Origin of the sequence: Nocardia sp. NBC_01499 (assembly GCF_045040275.1) — a bacterium.
Lineage (GTDB): Bacteria > Actinomycetota > Actinomycetes > Mycobacteriales > Mycobacteriaceae > Nocardia.
Genome location: NZ_CP109426.1, coordinates 3,324,086 through 3,341,092, shown reverse-complemented (window position 1 = coordinate 3,341,092; position 17,007 = coordinate 3,324,086). Strand labels below are relative to the sequence as shown.

At 65.9% G+C, this 17,007-nt stretch carries 17 protein-coding genes; 8 read left to right on the top strand and 9 right to left on the bottom strand.

All coding sequences use genetic code 11. The features are described 5' to 3' along the window. Positions 1-173 precede the first annotated feature (173 nt). Together OG203_RS15415 and OG203_RS15410 are read left to right on the top strand one after the other, a co-directional pair. Positions 174-878, top strand: a complete 705-nt coding sequence (locus OG203_RS15415; RefSeq protein ID WP_405166339.1) for a response regulator transcription factor — start codon at positions 174-176, stop codon at positions 876-878. Next, positions 878-2,197, top strand: coding sequence for an ATP-binding protein (locus tag OG203_RS15410; RefSeq protein ID WP_405166338.1), 1,320 nt, complete (start codon positions 878-880; stop codon positions 2,195-2,197). Before OG203_RS15415 ends, OG203_RS15410 begins: the two co-directional genes overlap by 1 nt. A 9-nt stretch (positions 2,198-2,206) precedes the next feature. Here the strand turns inward: OG203_RS15410 and OG203_RS15405 are convergent, their stop codons facing one another. Continuing rightward, positions 2,207-2,998, bottom strand: coding sequence for an SAM-dependent methyltransferase (locus OG203_RS15405; protein WP_405166337.1), 792 nt, complete (start codon positions 2,996-2,998; stop codon positions 2,207-2,209). A gap of 99 nt (positions 2,999-3,097) precedes the next feature. After that, complete coding sequence (locus tag OG203_RS15400; RefSeq protein WP_405166336.1) at positions 3,098-4,138, bottom strand: hypothetical protein; 1,041 nt, start codon at positions 4,136-4,138, stop codon at positions 3,098-3,100. A 210-nt stretch (positions 4,139-4,348) separates the two neighbouring features. Here OG203_RS15400 and OG203_RS15395 point away from each other — a divergent pair, with 210 nt between their 5' ends. Continuing rightward, positions 4,349-4,714 carry a hypothetical protein gene (locus OG203_RS15395; RefSeq protein ID WP_405166335.1) on the top strand — a complete coding sequence of 122 codons (366 nt, stop codon included), beginning with the start codon at positions 4,349-4,351 and terminating at the stop codon, positions 4,712-4,714. Between the two features lie 223 nt (positions 4,715-4,937). After that, the gene (locus OG203_RS15390; RefSeq protein WP_405166334.1) at positions 4,938-5,909 is read left to right on the top strand and encodes an alpha/beta hydrolase; all 972 of its coding nucleotides are present in this window, start codon (positions 4,938-4,940) and stop codon (positions 5,907-5,909) included. 111 nt (positions 5,910-6,020) lie between these two features. On the opposite strand, the gene OG203_RS15385 is transcribed toward OG203_RS15390, so the two are convergent. The 3 genes from OG203_RS15385 to OG203_RS15375 form a co-directional block, all read right to left on the bottom strand. Then, positions 6,021-6,278 carry a hypothetical protein gene (locus OG203_RS15385; protein ID WP_405166333.1) on the bottom strand — a complete coding sequence of 86 codons (258 nt, stop codon included), beginning with the start codon at positions 6,276-6,278 and terminating at the stop codon, positions 6,021-6,023. A gap of 9 nt (positions 6,279-6,287) precedes the next feature. Beyond that, positions 6,288-7,622: a S8 family serine peptidase gene (locus OG203_RS15380; protein WP_405166332.1), complete on the bottom strand. Its 1,335-nt coding sequence runs from the start codon at positions 7,620-7,622 to the stop codon at positions 6,288-6,290. A 576-nt stretch (positions 7,623-8,198) separates the two neighbouring features. Then, positions 8,199-8,378 carry a hypothetical protein gene (locus OG203_RS15375; RefSeq protein ID WP_405167884.1) on the bottom strand — a complete coding sequence of 60 codons (180 nt, stop codon included), beginning with the start codon at positions 8,376-8,378 and terminating at the stop codon, positions 8,199-8,201. Between the two features lie 117 nt (positions 8,379-8,495). Between OG203_RS15375 and OG203_RS15370 the strand changes: the two genes are divergently transcribed. Both OG203_RS15370 and OG203_RS15365 read left to right on the top strand, forming a co-directional pair. Next, positions 8,496-8,822, top strand: a complete 327-nt coding sequence (locus OG203_RS15370; protein WP_405166331.1) for a helix-turn-helix domain-containing protein — start codon at positions 8,496-8,498, stop codon at positions 8,820-8,822. Then, positions 8,815-10,065 (top strand): type II toxin-antitoxin system HipA family toxin, encoded by a 1,251-nt coding sequence (locus OG203_RS15365; protein ID WP_405166330.1) that lies wholly within the window; start codon positions 8,815-8,817, stop codon positions 10,063-10,065. Before OG203_RS15370 ends, OG203_RS15365 begins: the two co-directional genes overlap by 8 nt. 136 nt (positions 10,066-10,201) lie before the next feature. Here the strand turns inward: OG203_RS15365 and gndA are convergent, their stop codons facing one another. Beyond that, on the bottom strand, positions 10,202-11,656 hold the full coding sequence (gene gndA / locus OG203_RS15360) for an NADP-dependent phosphogluconate dehydrogenase (protein WP_405166329.1): 1,455 nt from the start codon (positions 11,654-11,656) through the stop codon (positions 10,202-10,204). Between the two features lie 270 nt (positions 11,657-11,926). On the opposite strand from gndA, the gene OG203_RS15355 reads away from it, so the two are divergent. Beyond that, a complete protein-coding gene (locus OG203_RS15355; protein WP_405166328.1) occupies positions 11,927-12,886 on the top strand; it encodes a purine-nucleoside phosphorylase in 960 nt (319 codons plus the stop codon). A 133-nt stretch (positions 12,887-13,019) separates the two neighbouring features. Beyond that, positions 13,020-13,865 (top strand): siderophore-interacting protein, encoded by an 846-nt coding sequence (locus OG203_RS15350; protein ID WP_405166327.1) that lies wholly within the window; start codon positions 13,020-13,022, stop codon positions 13,863-13,865. Between the two features lie 43 nt (positions 13,866-13,908). Here OG203_RS15350 and OG203_RS15345 read toward each other — a convergent pair whose 3' ends face one another. The 3 genes from OG203_RS15345 to OG203_RS15335 are packed head-to-tail and all read right to left on the bottom strand — an operon-like array spanning position 13,909 to position 17,007. After that, positions 13,909-15,015: a FecCD family ABC transporter permease gene (locus OG203_RS15345; RefSeq protein ID WP_405166326.1), complete on the bottom strand. Its 1,107-nt coding sequence runs from the start codon at positions 15,013-15,015 to the stop codon at positions 13,909-13,911. Further along, positions 15,012-16,019, bottom strand: a complete 1,008-nt coding sequence (locus OG203_RS15340; protein WP_405166325.1) for a FecCD family ABC transporter permease — start codon at positions 16,017-16,019, stop codon at positions 15,012-15,014. The genes OG203_RS15345 and OG203_RS15340 overlap by 4 nt, the downstream gene beginning before the upstream one ends. Beyond that, entirely contained in the window at positions 16,006-17,007 is a 1,002-nt protein-coding gene (locus OG203_RS15335; protein ID WP_405166324.1) for an iron-siderophore ABC transporter substrate-binding protein, read from the bottom strand. Before OG203_RS15335 ends, OG203_RS15340 begins: the two co-directional genes overlap by 14 nt.

Genomic DNA, 17,007 nt, shown 5'->3' with positions numbered 1-17,007 from the left:
GGTGTTGAGAGGAATCCTGGGCGGTCGAGGTCAATGCTCGGCGAGCGTCACGGAAGAATCAGGTAAGAATCCATTCGCCGTCCGCCGATCGGGATTCTTACCGCAGTGACGGCGGTCACGAAGTGAATAGCCTGATACCCACAGACGCGCTACTCACCAGCAACAATGACAGCGTGACCACACCGAGCTCGTCAGTACCCGCCGCGTCGGTGCTCGTCGTCGAGGACGACCCGCACGTGCGCAGCACCCTGGACCAGCTGCTTCGCTTCGAGGGCTACACCGTGCACCTGGCCGGGGACGGGCAGCAGGCCCTCGAAATGCTCGAGGGGATACAGCCGGACATGGCGGTGGTCGACGTGGTCATGCCACGTATGGACGGACTGTCGCTGTGCAGGCTGCTGCGCCGTCGCGGTGACCGGTTGCCGATCCTGGTGCTCACCGCCCGCCACCAGATCGGCGACCGCGTCGCCGGGCTGGACGCGGGCGCCGACGACTACCTGCCCAAGCCGTTCGCCACCGACGAGCTGCTCGCCCGGCTGCGGGCGCTGCTGCGGCGCAGCACCCTGGACGAGGACGGCACCGTCCTTTCCGTCGCGGATCTGACATTGAACCCGGCGACCCGTGAGGTGTACCGAGGTGATCGGGCGATCGAGCTCACCAAAACCGAATTCGACGTGCTCGAGCTGCTGCTGCGCAATGCGCGAATCGTGTTGACCCGCAGCCGGATCTACGAACACATCTGGGGTTTCGACTTCGACACCGATTCCCGCTCGCTCGATGTGTACATCGGCTATCTGCGCCGCAAGACCGAACAGGACGGGGAGCCTCGGCTGATTCACACGGTCCGCAACGTCGGTTACGCGGTCCGTCCCGCCTGATGTTGCGCGCCAGGATCACCCTCGTCGTCATCGTGGCCGTGGTCGCCGCGATCGTCGTCACGCTCGCGACGTCCTATCGCGGGGTCAGCGAGCTGGTCGGTAATCAGATCGACCGCAGCCTCAACGATCGCGTCGACGCCGTCATCGCCGTGCTGCCCGCCGTGTTGCCCGAGCGGGTCGACACCATCGAACAGCTGCTGTCGGCCGACGGTACCGCCCACCCGCTGGCGCCGGATCGGATGCCGCTCCCGGTGGCCGAGGCCGACCGCGTCATAGCCCGAACCGGTAGCGGCACAGCCGAATACAATCTCGACCTGGACGGCGAGCCGTACGGAATCCTCACCAAACCGCGTCCCGGCGGCGGCGCGGTGATGGTGGCGCAGCGCTATCACGAACCCGAACGGATCGACAACGAATTCCTGTGGCGCACCGGCGGTATCACCGCGATCGCGGTGGCGCTGTCGGCGCTGCTGAGCTGGCTGGCGATCGGGCGCATCCTGCGACCGGTCCGCCGCTTGCTCGCCGCCACCGAGCACATCAGCTCAACGCAGGATCTGTCGGTGCCGCTGCCACCCACCGGTCGCGACGAAATCGGCAGGCTCACCGGCAGTTTCGATACCATGCTCACCGCACTGCGGCGCTCGCGCGCGCAGCAGCACCGGCTGGTGCAAGACGCGAGCCACGAGCTGCGTACCCCGCTGACCTCCATCCGGGGCAGCGCCGAACTCCTGCAACGCGCCCGAGGCCGACTCGGCCCTGACGACGAAACCCAGGTCCTCAACACCCTCGTGCAGGAGTCCGCCGCGCTCGACGCGCTGGTCGCCGAGCTCGTCGAACTCGCCACCGACCAGCACACCGCCGAAGAGCCCACCGTGCTCGAGCTTGCGACGCTTGCCGAGGACTGCGCGCAACGCTTCCGGCACCGCAGCGGCCGCACCATCACCGTGACCGCGGATAATCCGGTGCCCGTGCTCGCCAGGCCGAGGGCACTCGCGCGATGTGTCGACAATCTGCTCAGCAACGCGATCAAGTTCAGTCCGCCGGATACCCCGGTCGACGTGCACATTCATCGCACCGAGTTGACGGTGCGCGATCAGGGTTCCGGCATCGCCGCCGACGACACCGCCGCCATCTTCGATCGCTTCTATCGTGCCGCGAACACCCAGGGCACACCGGGATCCGGGCTCGGTCTCGCCATCGTCGCGGATATCGTCGCCGCGCATGACGGCACCGTTTTCGCCGAGCACGGTCCCGGCGCGCGCATCGGTTTCCGGCTCCCGCCGGTCGAGCAGCCGTCGAACGGGCGCCGCCGCAGTTGACCGGGGGGGTCAGCTGGACTTGTGGCCGATGCCGCCGTAGATCACCAGTCGGGTGGCGGGCAGGTCGTCATCGAGCCATTCCTGCGCGGGCACCACACCGGGATCGATGAGGTCGAACCCGTCGAAGAACGCCGCCGTCTCCGCCCGCGTTCGGTACACGACCTGGGAGGGGGAGTGGTTGGTGTCGTCTTGTGACTGGTCGATGAAGTCCGGATGAGTCTCGTTGGAGCCGTGGGTGATCGCGAGGTAGCTGCCCGGCGCCATCACGTCGCGGAACTTGGCCATGATCTGGGCCGGGTGCTCATCGTCCATCACGTAATGCAGCACGCCGATGATGAGCAGCGCTACCGGCTCGTTGAAATCGATGAGCGAACCGGTCTTCAGCCGATCGATGATGTCGTCGGGTTGGCGGATGTCGGCCTTCAATGCCGTCACCCCAGCGGAATTCGCCAGTAGCGCGTCGCAGTGCGCGTGCACGATCGGGTCGTTATCGATGTAGACCACGCGCGCCGACGGCTCGATCTTGCGGGCCGTCTCGTGCACGTTGGGCGAGGTCGGGATGCCGGCGCCGAGATCGATGAACTGCCGGACACCGGACTCGGCGGCCATCTGGACCGCCTTCACCAGGAACTGTCGGATGAACCACGCCAGCGTCTTGGTGTCGGGCGCGATGGCTAGCATGCGGTGCGCGATTTCACGGTCGATGTCGTAGTTGTCTTTGCCGCCGAGCATGTAGTCATAGATCCTGGCCGAGCTCGGCACGTTCGGATTGAGCCCTGGTGCTCGGTCTACGTCCGACAAGGTGTCCTCCCGATCCTCGACCACAATCGTAGCGATCTTCCCGGCTGGATGGTGTGCTATGCCACAGTGCGACAGACCTGGTGCGGCGCACGCACCGAATCACCCTTTCGCGGCAAGTGTATTCGCTCGCGCCATCAGCGCGTCGGCCACCGGACGTGGGCGGCGGCCGAGGCCGCACGCGGTGGCGACGCCATCGACCGGCCTGCCGAGCGCCTGCTCGATAACCTGCAATGTTTTCAACTGTTCCACTTCGGTGGGACTGTCGTGCACCATGCCAGCGTAAAAGTCGGTGCCCGCGCTGAGCTTCAGATTCGCAAGGGGCGCATAGAATTTCGGCTTATCCGACGGTGGTATGTCGCCCGCCGCGAACGGTGCGTGCACGAACGCCAGAGTGCGATCCGCCGGCCAGTGCCTGACTATCGAATTGGCCAGATCCACGAACGGTCGAACAGTGCGTAGCGTGGCACGGGCCTTGTTGTTCATGCTGCCGAGACACAGGTGCACCCCGAAGCGGGTGCCCGGCGGAGCGGCCGCGGCCAGCGCGGCGATGCCCTTCCCCAGTCCGAGCACCCGATTGGCGAGTTTGTGCAACGGCTGCGTCTGCGCCATCAGCACCAATTCGGCGGTCGCTTCGAACTGTATGACGACGTCGTCACCGGCCAATTCACGGATCGCGACGATATCGCGCACCGTCGCGTCGGTGAAAGCCTTTTTGTTTCGCAGCACACCGGCAGCACCCATGGCGACGAACGCCATGGTGAAATCGGTCGCCATCCCGATCTGCAGTGCGAGCCCGGACAAATCGCGCTCCGCGCGCAGCGCGTTGAATACCGGAATCGCTTCCTGCGCCTCGCGGAAATACCCGAGATCCATCATGTCGCCGGTGAGTTTCTTGCCGCCGGCGGCCTGGTAAATTGTCCGTTCCCGGCTCGTGCGCCACTGGCCAGGTCGCTTCGATTCCAATGCGCCCTGCGTCATCAGATTCTCGATGATGGGGCGGATGTAGAACTCGTAGCGCGCCGTCTCGCCGGTGGGCAACGTGCGCAGCTGGGCACCGGAGCTGTCCAGCATCGCTCTCATCGCGGCATCGGTGCTCTCGGCTGGAAAACTTCCCACGTAGTGCACCGCTCGCGTACCCATGGGTCGGATACTAGACCGACGGTTTGCTTTGTGCGCCCCTCCTGGCTGACCGATACGACTCGTTGTCGTACTGTGACCTCGCGTAGTCACCGGGGCGCGGGCGCGCTCCGCGCTACCATACGGCTGCCGCGAATCAGGTTGGGGGGTACCATCATTCGCCGTGTGATGGTTCGCAGCTCTACCGGCCCATGTCAAGGAGGCGGCTCGACCATGAAGAAGCTCTACGCACGGATGATGAAGGCATCGTGCCCCATCGATCCCGAAACCATGGCTACCACAGTCCCATTCCTGCAGCACGACACCGTGCCGTACGCGATGGCCGACCACGGTGCCAGGCAGATGTTCTTCTTCGTCGATCATCAGGACAATACGGTCTTCTCCATCACGATCTACGACACCAAGGAAGACCTCGACAACGCGATGCGCGACTCCGACAGCGAGTTTCGGTTCTCGACCCTCGCCAAGCTCGGTTGCACGGCGGTGGACGCACGTACGTTCGAGGTGGTCGCCGGAGCCGTGAATCCGGACGCACCCGAGGTCGATTTCGCGAAACTCATTCCGCCGATGAACTCCTGAGCGGTCGTCCAACTGGTCGGGCCGGTTTAGTAAGCGCGCCAAGGTATCTCCGTCGGCGGTTCCGACAGTAACGAGTATTCGAAGTCTTCGCGATAGGTATTGCGTATCACCAGTACGGGGGATAACCTCCGGACTGACAACTGAAGCAGGATGCCAAAGTGGTTATCCTCGTGTAACTCCGAGGGGAGCGCGTCGCGTGCGGGCCTTCTTAAAAGCGTTTGTCATGTCATCAATTCTCTGTCTGGTGCCGGTGGTTGCCCACGCCGACGACACCGTCCTACCGAATAACTGCTCCGCAGTGACCTTTCCGGTGCCGCCGACGGGCAATCTGGCCGCGACCCTATGCATGCCGTCGACGCCGACGAGCACCATCATGGTGTTGATGCCGGGTTCCAATTACAATCACACCTATTGGGATTTTCCGTACGCCCCAGAGACTTACAACTTTCGGCGCGCGATGAATGCCGCGGGTTATGCGACGCTGGTGGTCGATCGGTTCGGCGACGGTGCGAGCACCCGCCCGCCGAGCGCGACGCTGACGGCGACCGGATCGGTCATCGCCCTGCATCAGCTGGTCGGTGCGGTGCGGCAGGGGCTGCCCGGCGTGCAGCCGTTCAGTAAGATCATTACCGGCGGCCATTCGCTCAGTTCCGGCGTCGCGGTCATCGAGGCGAGTACGAACCATGATGTCGATGGTGTTCTGCTCACCGGATTTTCACACGCGCTGAATATCGTCGGGACTTTGGGTGTTGTGTCCACCTACTATTCGGCCGCGGGAGATCCGAAATTCGCCGGCCAGGGATACGACCCCGGCTATCTGACCACGCGGCCCGGGACTCGCGCCGGTGATTTCTACGGTGCCGGTGACTACGATCCCGCGGTGCTGGCGACCGACGAGGCGACCAAGGAGGTCTTCTCGCTGACGGAGTATCCCGACGGTCTGACATCCACCCTGCCGCCGACAACCAACTTCATCGACGTGCCGGTCATGGTCGTCAACGGAAGTGAAGATCGCTTGTGCCTGAACGCATGCGCGAGCACGGCGACCCTGGCCGCCGAGGAGGCACCGTATTTCGGTCCGGCTGCGAAGCTGCGCACGTTCGTGTTGCCGGGTTCCGGACACTCGGTGAATCTGGCACTGAACACCGGCGCATACCAAGCGGCCGTTAGCGATTGGATGAAGTCGACATTCTGACAATCACCTAGTACCGAGGGCGGGAGCTTCGACAGCTCCCGCCCTTACTGGTTCGCGGACCGACCGTCCTCGCCGCCGTCAAGTAAGTTCGGCTAGTCGCGAACTCGCTTCTTACGCACGGGGTTTCGGATCGATGGGCGATCCGTCGGCGGGCTCGATGCGCGGGTCGGCGAAGATCTCGGTGCCTGGTGCGTCGGTGGTCATGCGGGCCGCGGCCGCATCGGTCACCCGTATGGCGTACAGATCGTTCGCCGGGTCGACGGCGACCAGGCCGTAGGCGGTATCTACGTCGTCAGCGGTGAGTTTCAACTCCCGCAAGGCGGCCTCCAGGGTCGCCTCCTGCGGGAGCCGAATGGTGAGCAACGGCATGCCACTACGTTACGCGCGGGTGGCGGTTCGTTTCAGCTCCGCGAGGATGGCCGAGGCGTCGGCGATGCCGTATCCGTAGTCGTAGTTGTAGCCGCCCGGCTGCGCGATCGCGGTGCGCTGCAACAACGCTCGCAGCTGGGCGGGCGGCAGCTCGGTCGCCGACCATTTGGTCCGAATGGCGGTGACCAGGCCCGCCGCCACCGGCGTTGCCGCGGAGGTGCCGGTGTCCGGGTCGGTGGCGCCGAAGACCGTCGACCCGAGGAAGTGGGTGTAGGCGCAGATATCCGGCTTGCGATCGGTCAACCGGCCTGGTCCCTGCGAGGAGTAGCCGACCCGCTGATTCTTGGTGTCGACCCCGGCGATGGACAGGACGCTCGGATGCGAGTTGGCCCCGCCGATCGGCTTGCTCGGGTAGGCGCAGCGACTGTCCGGGCAGTCACGCCCGCAATTGCCCGCGGCGAAGATGATGTCGGCGCCAGCGGATTCGAGCGAGCCGACGATCACGTTGAACGGGTGATTCGGATTGTCGGAATAGTTGCCAGGCTGTCCGACGGGGAAGTCCCAGCTGGGTGAGAATGCGCCCCAACTGTTACTGATCACCAATGCCCGCGACGCGGCTGGCTGATCGCTGAGCACCGTACGCAGGTGCGCGTAGCCAGCGAGTGCGTCCGACAGCAGTCCGTCCATGACGGTGCCGCCCTGCCGTTTGCTCTGCAGCACCGGCAGATCGAGCAGGGTGGCCTTCGGTGCCGCGATGAGCGCGTCGAACGCGCACATCGAGCCGTGGTCCACCGGAAACTCGCCAGCGGTACCGGTGACGCCCTGCGGATTCCAGCTGCGCGCCTTGTCGATGTTCACGGTGCCGCCGCGGACCTGCTTGACCTTCGCGGCGTTGATGCCGGTGTCGACGATCGCCAGTGCCACCGAATTCCCGTCGAGTCCGGCGGCCGTCAGATCGGCGCTGTGCAGCAGCGTTTCGACATCGTGCCAGGTGCCGACCGCGGGCGTGTCGCCGCAGGTGAGATTGGTTTGAATGATCGGATCGGCGAATACCCCGGTGACGCTGCGGGCCGCCGACAGTTGCGTCACGCTGTCCGCGACGCCGTCATCATCGATCTCGCCGCGCACCAGCACGGACGCGTCCTCCGGTGCGAGCGAAAAGGTCGGGCGATCGGTACCGGACACCGCGGGAACGGATTTCGGCACCGCGACCGGACGATAAGAGTGATCTAGCACGATCACGGGCAGATGCCCGGCAACGTCGGCGGAAGCGACCGAAACCGCACGGTCGGCCACTGCGGTAATCAGATCGACGGACGGACGAAGCTGAATAAGTACGCGCATATCTGCCATGATGCCGCGCCGCGCCGCAAAGTTCCCGCCGGGCACGCCAAGTACTGGTGCGGTGGATGCGGTATACCGACCGATGATGGTGAGAAGTGCAAGCTGCCAGCAATTTCGCCGGATGACGTGGCGTGGATCACAGTACGGTGTACCGCCGAGGTTTGCCGGATCTGCGGTCAGGCATATCGGGCAGTGGTAGGTGGTCGGTACTGTCTGTGTCTCCGCGCAAGGTTGCTTACATTATCGCCGCACGTCAGCGGCCAGAAGTGCTGTGCCACCACTATATTGATGTCTTGTGAAGTGAAATCCCTTTTACTGCAGCATCTTTCGATTTCCGATCCGTTGCCGAGTGGCCGCTTCGATCGCTAGCCTTGTTGCGGTTGCCGACGTCGTCGACCTTTATTCAGCAGGGCGGCAACCACGTTCATCCAGTACATCTCGAACAGCCGCCATTGGCGCCCGGCGAGGCCAAGATATACACCAACGGCAAATGCGACGGGGAGTACCAAGCCCATTGACCCGCAAGAACTGACGAGCACCCGGCCGATCGATGGCCGGGTGCTCAGGGGAACGTGTTCAGTCCGTTTGGATTTCGGTGCGGTCGGCGCTCCACAGGGTGTGGTACTTGCCGGGCATGTCGATGCGCTCGTAGGTGTGGGCGCCGAAGTAGTCGCGTTGGGCCTGGGTGAGGGCGGCGGGCAGGCACTTGGCGCGCAGGCCGTCGGACCACTGATGTGTGCTGTCCATGTTATGAATCCATTACCTGGCGAAGGCGTAATTGATCCGGAACATTATGCTCCGCAGTATCGGTCCTTGACTTGGGCAATGTTATGGATACATGACATGAGTTGCAAGTGATGGTACTGTAACGTCATGACGCAACCTCGGACGCGACGGCAGCTGGTTCAGCTCGGCGCGGCGTTGCGTAAGGCGCGCATCGATGCGGGGTTGACCCAGGATCAACTGGGAGAGCTGGCGGGGGTCTCTCGCCAGCTGGTGAGTCGCGCAGAGACCGGCAGCCCGCGCGGCGAAATCGGTCGTGTCATCCAAGTCGTCAGCGCATTAGGTCTGCAATTGGTCGCTGTGCCCATGTCGCGCCGCACCACGGCATCACGTGATCAGCAGGCGATTCAGGATGTATTCGCCCGGATACAGCAGGGCGTGGCGCCGAACCCGCAAGTTCCAGAGTCCCATGAGTGATCTGGTAGTGATCCTCAACCGAGTATTGATCGGGGCCGTCACGCATGCAGGCGGGCGGCCCCGCTTCACCTACCTCGACGACTATGTCGTCGATCTCGACGCCACCCCTTTGTCGTTGTCGATGCCTCCGGTAGAGGGCCGAACCTACGACCATCGCGTCACTGAGCCGTGGCTGATGAACCTGCTGCCCGATGATGCCAATGTGCGTGAGCGTCTGGCGCGTGAGTTCGATGTGTCGTCGCGCAGTGCGACCGCGCTGCTCGAGCATATCGGTCGCGACTGTGCCGGGGCTGTGCAATTGGCGGCACCCGAGGACGTCGAGGATGTGCTGAACCGCCCCGGCAGCGTGGAAGAAGTCACCGACGTGCAGATCGGTGAGCGGCTGCGCGGGCTGCAGAGTGCGCCGACGCAGTGGACCCGCGCCGACGAGCGTTGGAGTTTGGCGGGAGCACAGTCCAAGTTCGCTGCTGTGCGTACCGTCGGCGGGTGGGCGTACGCGCATGGCAACGCTGCCAGCACGCACATCATCAAACCGGGAATCGGACGCTTTCCGGGCCAGGCGTTCAACGAGCATCTGTGCCTACGCGCACTGGCGGCACTCGGGATTGTTTCTGCGGCATCTGAATTCATCGAGTTCGATGGCGTCGCGGCGATTGTCGTCGAACGGTACGACAGGCTACGTAGTGCTGATGGCCGTGTGCTCCGGCTGCACCAGGAAGACATGTGCCAAGCACTGTCGGTGCCGCCCGAGCGCAAGTATGCCTCCGAGGGTGGGCCGTCGGCCACCGCGATCGCAGGCCTACTCGCACGCAAGGCCAGTCGGCGCGATGTCGACCGATTCACCGACATCGTTATCGCTCAGTACTTACTCGGCGCTCCAGATGCCCATGCCAAGAACTACTCGGTGATCCTCAATGGAGTCGACAGCACGCTCGCGCCGATCTACGACGTAGCGAGTTCACTGCCATATGATCCCGAACGAGGATCGGATCTAGGTCGAGCGGCGATGCCGATCGGCGGTTGGTCGAAGTTCGGCGAAGTCACCTTGCATCACATCGAGAAGTTCGCGCACAAGGCGGGCACTGATCCTGATCGACTTGTCGCACGGACTCGCGAAATTGCCGCCGGATTGCCCGGGGCACTGGCCGAAGCCGATCGCGGCATCACCGACCCGGTACTTGTGTCGCTGCGTACGCGGCTCGTCGACACAGTAGCCGAGCACTGCGCCACCATCGACGCATAGTCGAGAACGACTGTCGCGCAATCTTTTTCGTGCCATACACGAAATCATTGGCTAATTCGGACGCGGTGAGTGAAGTGGCGTGGGGAATGTGACGAGCACCCGGCCGATCGATGGCCGGGTGCTCAGGGGAACGTGTTCAGTCCGTTTGGATTTCGGTGCGGTCGGCGCTCCACAGGGTGTGGTACTTGCCGGGCATGTCGATGCGCTCGTAGGTGTGGGCGCCGAAGTAGTCGCGTTGGGCCTGGGTGAGGGCGGCGGGCAGGCGCTTGGCGCGCAGGCCGTCGTAGTAGGCGAGGGAGGAGGCGAAGGCGGGGACGGGGATGCCGAGTTGGACGGCGGCGGCGACTACCCGGCGCCAGCTGTCGATGGCGTTCTCGATGGCTTCCTGGAAGAAGGGGTCGAGGATGAGGCTCGGCAGTTGGGCGTTGGTGTCGTAGGCGTCTTTGATGCGGTTGAGGAAGCGGGCGCGGATGATGCAGCCGCCGCGCCAGATGGTTGCGAGGTCGCCGGGGCGAAGGTTCCAGTCGTATTCGGTGCTGGCGGCGGCGATCTGGTCGAAGCCCTGGGCGTAGGCGACCACCTTGGACGCGTACAGCGCGCGCTCGATGTCCTTGGTGAACTGCTCGATATCGGTCGGCTTGTCGGCGAGCTGACCCGAGGCCAGTCCGACGGCGGCGCGGCGCTGGTCGGTGGCGCCGGACAGCGCGCGGGCGAACACGGCCTCGGCGATGCCGGTGACCGGGACGCCGAGATCGAGCGCCGCCTTGACGGTCCAGCGGCCGGTGCCCTTCTGCTCGGCCGCGTCGAGGATGACGTCGACGAGCGGCTTGCCGGTCTTGGCGTCGGTCTGGTTGAGCACCTCGGCGGTGATCTCGACGAGGTAGCTTTCCAGCTCGCCCTGGTTCCAGCCGGTGAACACGTCGGCGATCTGCTTGGCGTCGAAGCCGAGGGCGTCGCGGAACAGGTGGTAGGCCTCGCCGATGAGCTGCATGTCGGCGTACTCGATGCCGTTGTGCACCATCTTCACGAAGTGGCCCGAACCGTCCGGCCCGATGTGCGTGCAGCACGGGGTGCCGTCGACCTGCGCGGCGATCGACTCCAGCAGCGGGCCGAGTACCTCGTAGGACTCCTTCGGCCCGCCGGGCATGATGGCCGGACCGTTGAGCGCGCCTTCCTCACCGCCGGAGATGCCGGCGCCGACGAAGTGCAAGCCGCGCTCGCGCAGCGACTTCTCCCGGCGGATGGTGTCGGTGAACAGCGCGTTGCCGCCGTCGATGATGATGTCGCCCTCGTCCATCGCGGCGGCGAGTTCCTCGATCACCGCGTCGGTCGGGTCGCCCGCCTTGACCATGATCAGCACTCGGCGCGGCTTCTGCAGCGCGCCGACGAACTCCTCGATCGTCTCGGTGCGCACGAAATCGCCCTCGCTGCCGTGCGCCTCGAGCAGCGCGTCGGTCTTGGCGATGCTGCGGTTGTGCAGGGCGACGGTGTGTCCGTGCCGGGCGAAGTTGCGCGCGATATTGCTCCCCATCACTGCGAGGCCGGTGACCCCGATGTGGGCGCGTGCGTTCGATCCCGCCGATGACGTCATGCTGATGGGCCTTTCACTCGGCGCGGACCTCGCCGCGCTCCACCGACTTCTCGACTAACGGGCAGCTGATCGCCCGAGCAAGCGGTTCGCACCGAACCCGCAGGTCGCGCGGGTCCGATGGTTCCGCTTGTGCCGCAAGAGAACCTGCCGTCCAACCTACATGGGTGGCTTTTCGGGCTTGTCGGGTCGGCCTCGATTGGCGCGGCCGCGCGGTCGGACAGGGCGCGGTCCCAGCGGCGATGGCAAGGGGTCTTGTCATAGGATCATCCGATGCCGTTACGCCGCTGGATAGTCGCTTTGACCGTGTTCGCGACGGCCACCATGGCCGTCGGTTGCGGCGGCGGGGGAGCGTCGACCGCCGCGCCGGTGAAGGTCGGCGTGCTGGTCATCACGATGTTCGACCCTGAGGTCGAGCCGTGGCTGCAGCGCGAGTCGCTGCCGATCACCGTTGACGTCCCCACCTCCTATAAACCGGTGCACTGCAATGCCGACGGGCTGTGCGTCGCCGAGACCGGGCAGGGCAAGACCAACGCGGCGGCCACCATGATGGCTGTGCTGGACAGCCCGAAACTCGACTTCAGCACCGCCCACTTCCTCACGGTCGGCACCGCGGGCGCGCCGCCGGACCAGGTCACCCTCGGCTCCGCGACCTGGGCCCGCTGGGTCGTCGACTTCGACCTCGGCAACCACCTCGTCCCGGCCGAGGCGCCGGGCCTGCCGCACGGCTACCGCCCCGTCGAGAACTACAACACCGCCGCCTATCACCTGAACGAGCAGCTGGTCGACACCGCGTTCGGCCTGACCGAGCACGCCCCCTTGACCGACAGCCCCGAGGCCGCCGCCGAACGCGTCCTGTTCGGCCAAGGCGACCGCAAGCCCTCGGTGACCAAGTGCGACACCATCACCGGCGACGACTGGTTCTCCGGCAAGGAACTCTCCGACACCGCGCGCTACATCATGGGCGTGCGCACGAACAACCAGGGCAACTACTGCACGACGCAGATGGAAGACAACGCCACCGCCGCGGTACTCGACCGGCACGGCTACCTCGACCGCTATCTGTCGCTGCGCACCGTGAGCAACTTCGACCAGCCCTACCCCGGCCAAAGCGTGGCCGACCACCTCGACCAGCATTCCGCGGGTTTCCGCCTGTCCCTCGACAACGGCTACACCCTCGGCCGCACGGTCGTCGACCACTTCCTGAAGAACCCCTACCAACCGGCTCGCTGACCGCCTTGTCTGTGAAATTAAGTTAGGCTACCCTCATGTTTTGCGCGCGAGGGGTGCGTAGTCGACCCCGTTGGTCGATGGGTTTCGGTGGAACGCAAGGGAAGTCACACATGACGAAGAACGGTGCGGCCGGATGAACCGAGGCGCTCATCGCGAACGAATCGCCGAGGTACTCGATGCGGCGGCGGGCGGGGCCAAGGTGCCGTACCCGATCGGGCTGCGCGAGGCGACCGTGCGGGACGTGCGCATGGTCGGCGCCGGGCTGCGGCGGTTGACCTTCGCCGGGCCGGAGCTGGCAGGGTTCGAGAGTCATGCGCCCACCGAGCACGTTCGGCTGATCTACCCCGACGCCGATGGCACGTTGCGGCTACCCGAGCAGGTCGATTTCAAGCTGAAATGGCCACGCCCGCTGCCGATTTCGCGGGAATACACGGTGCGCCGCTACGACCGGGCCGCCGGCGAACTCGACATCGATTTCGCGCTGCACCCCGGCGGACACGCGGCGGAGTGGGCCGCGGCGGCGACGCCGGGGGACACCGTCTACATCGCGGGCCCGCCCGGCGGATTGATCGTGCCGTTCATCTACGACCGATACCTGCTGGCGGGCGACATCACCGCGCTCCCGGCCATCGCCAGCTGGCTGGAGGCGCTGCCCGCCGACGCGGCGGGCTTGGCGTTCATCGAGGTGGTCGATGCCAGCGAGGAGGTCGACCTGGTCGCCCCCGAAGGCGTCGAGGTGCGGTGGCTGCACCGCGGCGCCGTGGCGGCCGAGCGCTCGGATCTGCTCGAGCAGGCCGTGCGCGCGGTATCGCTTTCCGAGGGCGAGCGGGTGTACGCGTGGATCGCCGCGGAGGCGGGCGTGGTGCGGCCGTTGCGCCGCTGGGTGCGTGAGGTGCTACGGGCCGGGCCCGATGACGCCGAGGTGTCCGCCTACTGGAAGGCGGGGCAGGCGGACTTCGACGAAGACGACGACCACTGAACCACGCTGTGACTCGCTGAACCACGCTGTGTCCCTGGCATTTTCACTTCCGCCATGTCCGCCACGGTGCGCGCCTTAACGCGGTGGCCAGGTTCGCGCGCAGGATGATCAGCACCAGGAACGGACCGCCGATCGCCGCCGTCACCACCCCGACCGGTAGCGGATCGGCAAATAGGCTCCGGGAGCAGAGGTCCGCCGCTGTCAGCAGCAGCGCGCCCATGATGCCGGAGGCGAGCAGCGGCGGCGACGCGAGTCGGCTCAGCCGCACGGTCACCTGGGGTGCGATCAACGCGACCGCGAAGACCGGTCCGGCCGCCGCGACCGCGATACCCGTCAACAGCACCGCGGTGAGCAGCAGCGACAGCCGCACCGCGGTGAGCCGGACGCCGAGCATGACGGCGACATCCTCGCCGAGGGTGATCGCGCGCAGCGGGAAGGCAAGGGCGACAGCGATTACCGTCAACCCCCCGATGCCCCACACCGTCATCCACACCTGCGACCACTGCCGCGGCTCCAACGCACCGACCAGCCACAGCTGCGCCTGCCCGACATCGCGAATATCGGCCTTCGCCAACATCCACTGCGTCAGGGCCGACACGATGGCGGTGACCGCGACACCGACGAGTACAAGCCGCTGATGTCCAACCCGGCCGAGCGCGCTCACCACGAGAACGAATATCCCGGTGAGCAATCCGCCGGCCATGGCCGCCAGCGGCAGGCCGAGCGCGGACAGCGTCGAGATGGTGTGGCCGCCGACCCCGGTCACCACGGCGACCGCGGCGGCTCCGGCACCACCGGTGACACCGAGCACATCGGGGGACGCGAGCGGATTGCGCGCGATGGTCTGCACGATCGCTCCGCTCAGACCGAGCGCAAGCCCAACCAGCACGCCGAGCACGGCGCGTGGCAGGCGCAGTTCGTGAATAACGAAGGCGTTCATGCTGTTTCCGCGCCCGAACAGGGTGGCAAGCACATCGGGCAGTGAAATCGCGAGATCGCCCGTGCCGAGGCTCACGCAGAACAGCGCGAACGTCGCCGCCGCGGCCGTCACGGCCACCACGACAGGGCGCAAGCGCCAGCGGACCGAGATCTGCGTACCCGGTATGCGCACCGCGGGTGTCGGGCGCCTGGCCTCGAGCTGCGCGGTCATCGCGCACCCGACTTGCGCCACAGGACGACCGCGAGAAAGAACGGGGCCCCGAGCAGTGCGACGACGATGCCAGCCTGCAGTTCCCCCGGCCGCACCGTCACGCGCCCGACGATATCGGCGGCAAGCAGGATGACCGCACCGATGACGGCCGAGCAGGGCAGCAGCCACCGATAGTCGGGTCCGGTCAGCGCGCGCGCCAACTGCGGAACCATGAGACCAAGGAAGGCGATACTCCCGCACGCCGCGGTCGCCGCCCCCGCGAGCAGGGTGACGGTCAGGATGCCCACCAGCCGACCACGGAACACGTGGACGCCGAGCGACGCCGCGACATCATCACCGAGATCGAGCGCATTGAGCACCGGCGCGCACAGCGCCGCGAGCACGAAGCCGATCACCAGGAACGGCAGCACCACCCGGAGCACCGGCCACGCCAAGCCGCCCACCGATCCGGCGCCCCAGAACCGCAGCGCGTCCAGCGACGTGCGGTCGCTCAGCGCGATCGCGCCGGTCACCGCCGACAGCGACACCGAGATACCGGCACCGACCAGCACCACCGACAGCGGTGACGCACCCGACCCGAGCCCCGCGATGGCGAAAACCATTGCCGCGGCGAGCGCGGCACCGAGGAACGCGAACCAGACGTAGGCCGTCGGTGACGTGAGGCCGAAGACCGTGATCGCCAGCACCACGGCGAGCGCCGCGCCCTGCGTGATGCCGAGCAGACCTGGGTCGGCCAGGGGATTGCGCGTGTATCCCTGGGTCAGCGCACCGGCGAGTCCGAGTGCAGCGCCGACGACAACGGCGAAGACGGTGCGCGGAATGCGAATAGTGCCAAGGACATCGGCCGCCTCACCGGAGGCGCCCAACAGGCCATCCCATATCTGTCCCGGCGTCAGCGATCCCGACCCGATCATCAGGGACGCGACCATCGCCACCGCCAGCCCCGCCGCCAGCAGCCCGAGGGCGAGCGGCGGGGCGACGGTGCGGGAGCTACGGCGTGGCATGAGCGGCGGCGCTCAGCTTCGGTAGTGCATGCGCGATGAGCCACGGGATGTTCAGCACGTTCGGCGCACTGATCGCGTACACCAGCGGCGGATCGGTCAGCGCCACATACGCATTCCCCTTCACCGCGGTCAGCGAGCGGAAGATGGGATTGGCCTCGACGCTCGTCTGCAGAGCCGGTTGCAGAAACCAGGTGAGCAGCACATCCGGGTTGTAGCGGGGGATGTTCTCCCAGCTGACCTCCGCGGCGAACTTGGCCGAGTCGGTCTGCTGACGCAACTGCGCGAGCTCGGGCAGCGGGGTGAAGCCAAGGGTCTTCAACAGTTCGATGCGCGGATCGGTATCCAGATAGACGTTCAGCCCGTCCGGCTTGGTCGCGCTGACCACCGTCGCGGTCTTCCCGGCGAACTCGGGATGCTGCGAACGCGCCTGTGCGAGTTGCGCATTCGCGTCGGCGACGAGCGCGGTGGCCTCCGACTCCTTGCCGAGGGCCTTGCCTGCCAGCATGGTCTGGTCCTGCCAGCTGGTCTGCCATGGCTTTCCGGGATAGCCGACGGTCGGGGCGATCGCCGACAACTTGGCGAACTGGTCAGCGGTGACGCCGGATTGCACGGCCAGAATCACATCCGGGCGCAGGGCGGCGATCTTCTCGTACGGCATCGACTTACTCGTCGCCTCGAACGTCTCGGGCGTCGCCGAGCCGAGTTTGTCGCGCACCCAAGGCATTACGGGGTCATCGGAGCCGGAGTCGGACTTCATGTTCGGGATGCCGACCGGCGTCACGCCCAACGCGAGTGCCACCTCGGTGGAACCCCACCCAAGGGTGACCACTCGCTTCGGCGCACTGGGAATCGTCGCCGGTCCCAGCGCCGACCCGATGGTGACCGGGAAGGCCCCGCCCGCCGGTGCGCTCGACGTGTCGGTGGCTTGCCCGCCGCTGGTGCAGCCGGTCGCCAGCAACACCGACACCGCCGCGGCACAACCTGCCAC

What these genes read in the sequence shown, in the direction of transcription:
- OG203_RS15355 (WP_405166328.1), top strand. Translation starts at nt 11,927, where the DNA reads ATGCCGTTACGCCGCTGGATAGTCGCTTTGACCGTGTTCGCGACGGCC.
- OG203_RS15340 (WP_405166325.1), bottom strand. Translation starts at nt 16,019, where the DNA reads ATGCCACGCCGTAGCTCCCGCACCGTCGCCCCGCCGCTCGCCCTCGGG.
- OG203_RS15365 (WP_405166330.1), top strand. Translation starts at nt 8,815, where the DNA reads ATGAGTGATCTGGTAGTGATCCTCAACCGAGTATTGATCGGGGCCGTC.
- gndA (WP_405166329.1), bottom strand. Translation starts at nt 11,656, where the DNA reads ATGACGTCATCGGCGGGATCGAACGCACGCGCCCACATCGGGGTCACC.
- OG203_RS15410 (WP_405166338.1), top strand. Translation starts at nt 878, where the DNA reads ATGTTGCGCGCCAGGATCACCCTCGTCGTCATCGTGGCCGTGGTCGCC.
- OG203_RS15385 (WP_405166333.1), bottom strand. Translation starts at nt 6,278, where the DNA reads ATGCCGTTGCTCACCATTCGGCTCCCGCAGGAGGCGACCCTGGAGGCC.
- OG203_RS15350 (WP_405166327.1), top strand. Translation starts at nt 13,020, where the DNA reads ATGAACCGAGGCGCTCATCGCGAACGAATCGCCGAGGTACTCGATGCG.
- OG203_RS15345 (WP_405166326.1), bottom strand. Translation starts at nt 15,015, where the DNA reads ATGACCGCGCAGCTCGAGGCCAGGCGCCCGACACCCGCGGTGCGCATA.
- OG203_RS15395 (WP_405166335.1), top strand. Translation starts at nt 4,349, where the DNA reads ATGAAGAAGCTCTACGCACGGATGATGAAGGCATCGTGCCCCATCGAT.
- OG203_RS15370 (WP_405166331.1), top strand. Translation starts at nt 8,496, where the DNA reads ATGACGCAACCTCGGACGCGACGGCAGCTGGTTCAGCTCGGCGCGGCG.
- OG203_RS15400 (WP_405166336.1), bottom strand. Translation starts at nt 4,138, where the DNA reads ATGGGTACGCGAGCGGTGCACTACGTGGGAAGTTTTCCAGCCGAGAGC.
- OG203_RS15390 (WP_405166334.1), top strand. Translation starts at nt 4,938, where the DNA reads ATGTCATCAATTCTCTGTCTGGTGCCGGTGGTTGCCCACGCCGACGAC.
- OG203_RS15380 (WP_405166332.1), bottom strand. Translation starts at nt 7,622, where the DNA reads ATGCGCGTACTTATTCAGCTTCGTCCGTCCGTCGATCTGATTACCGCA.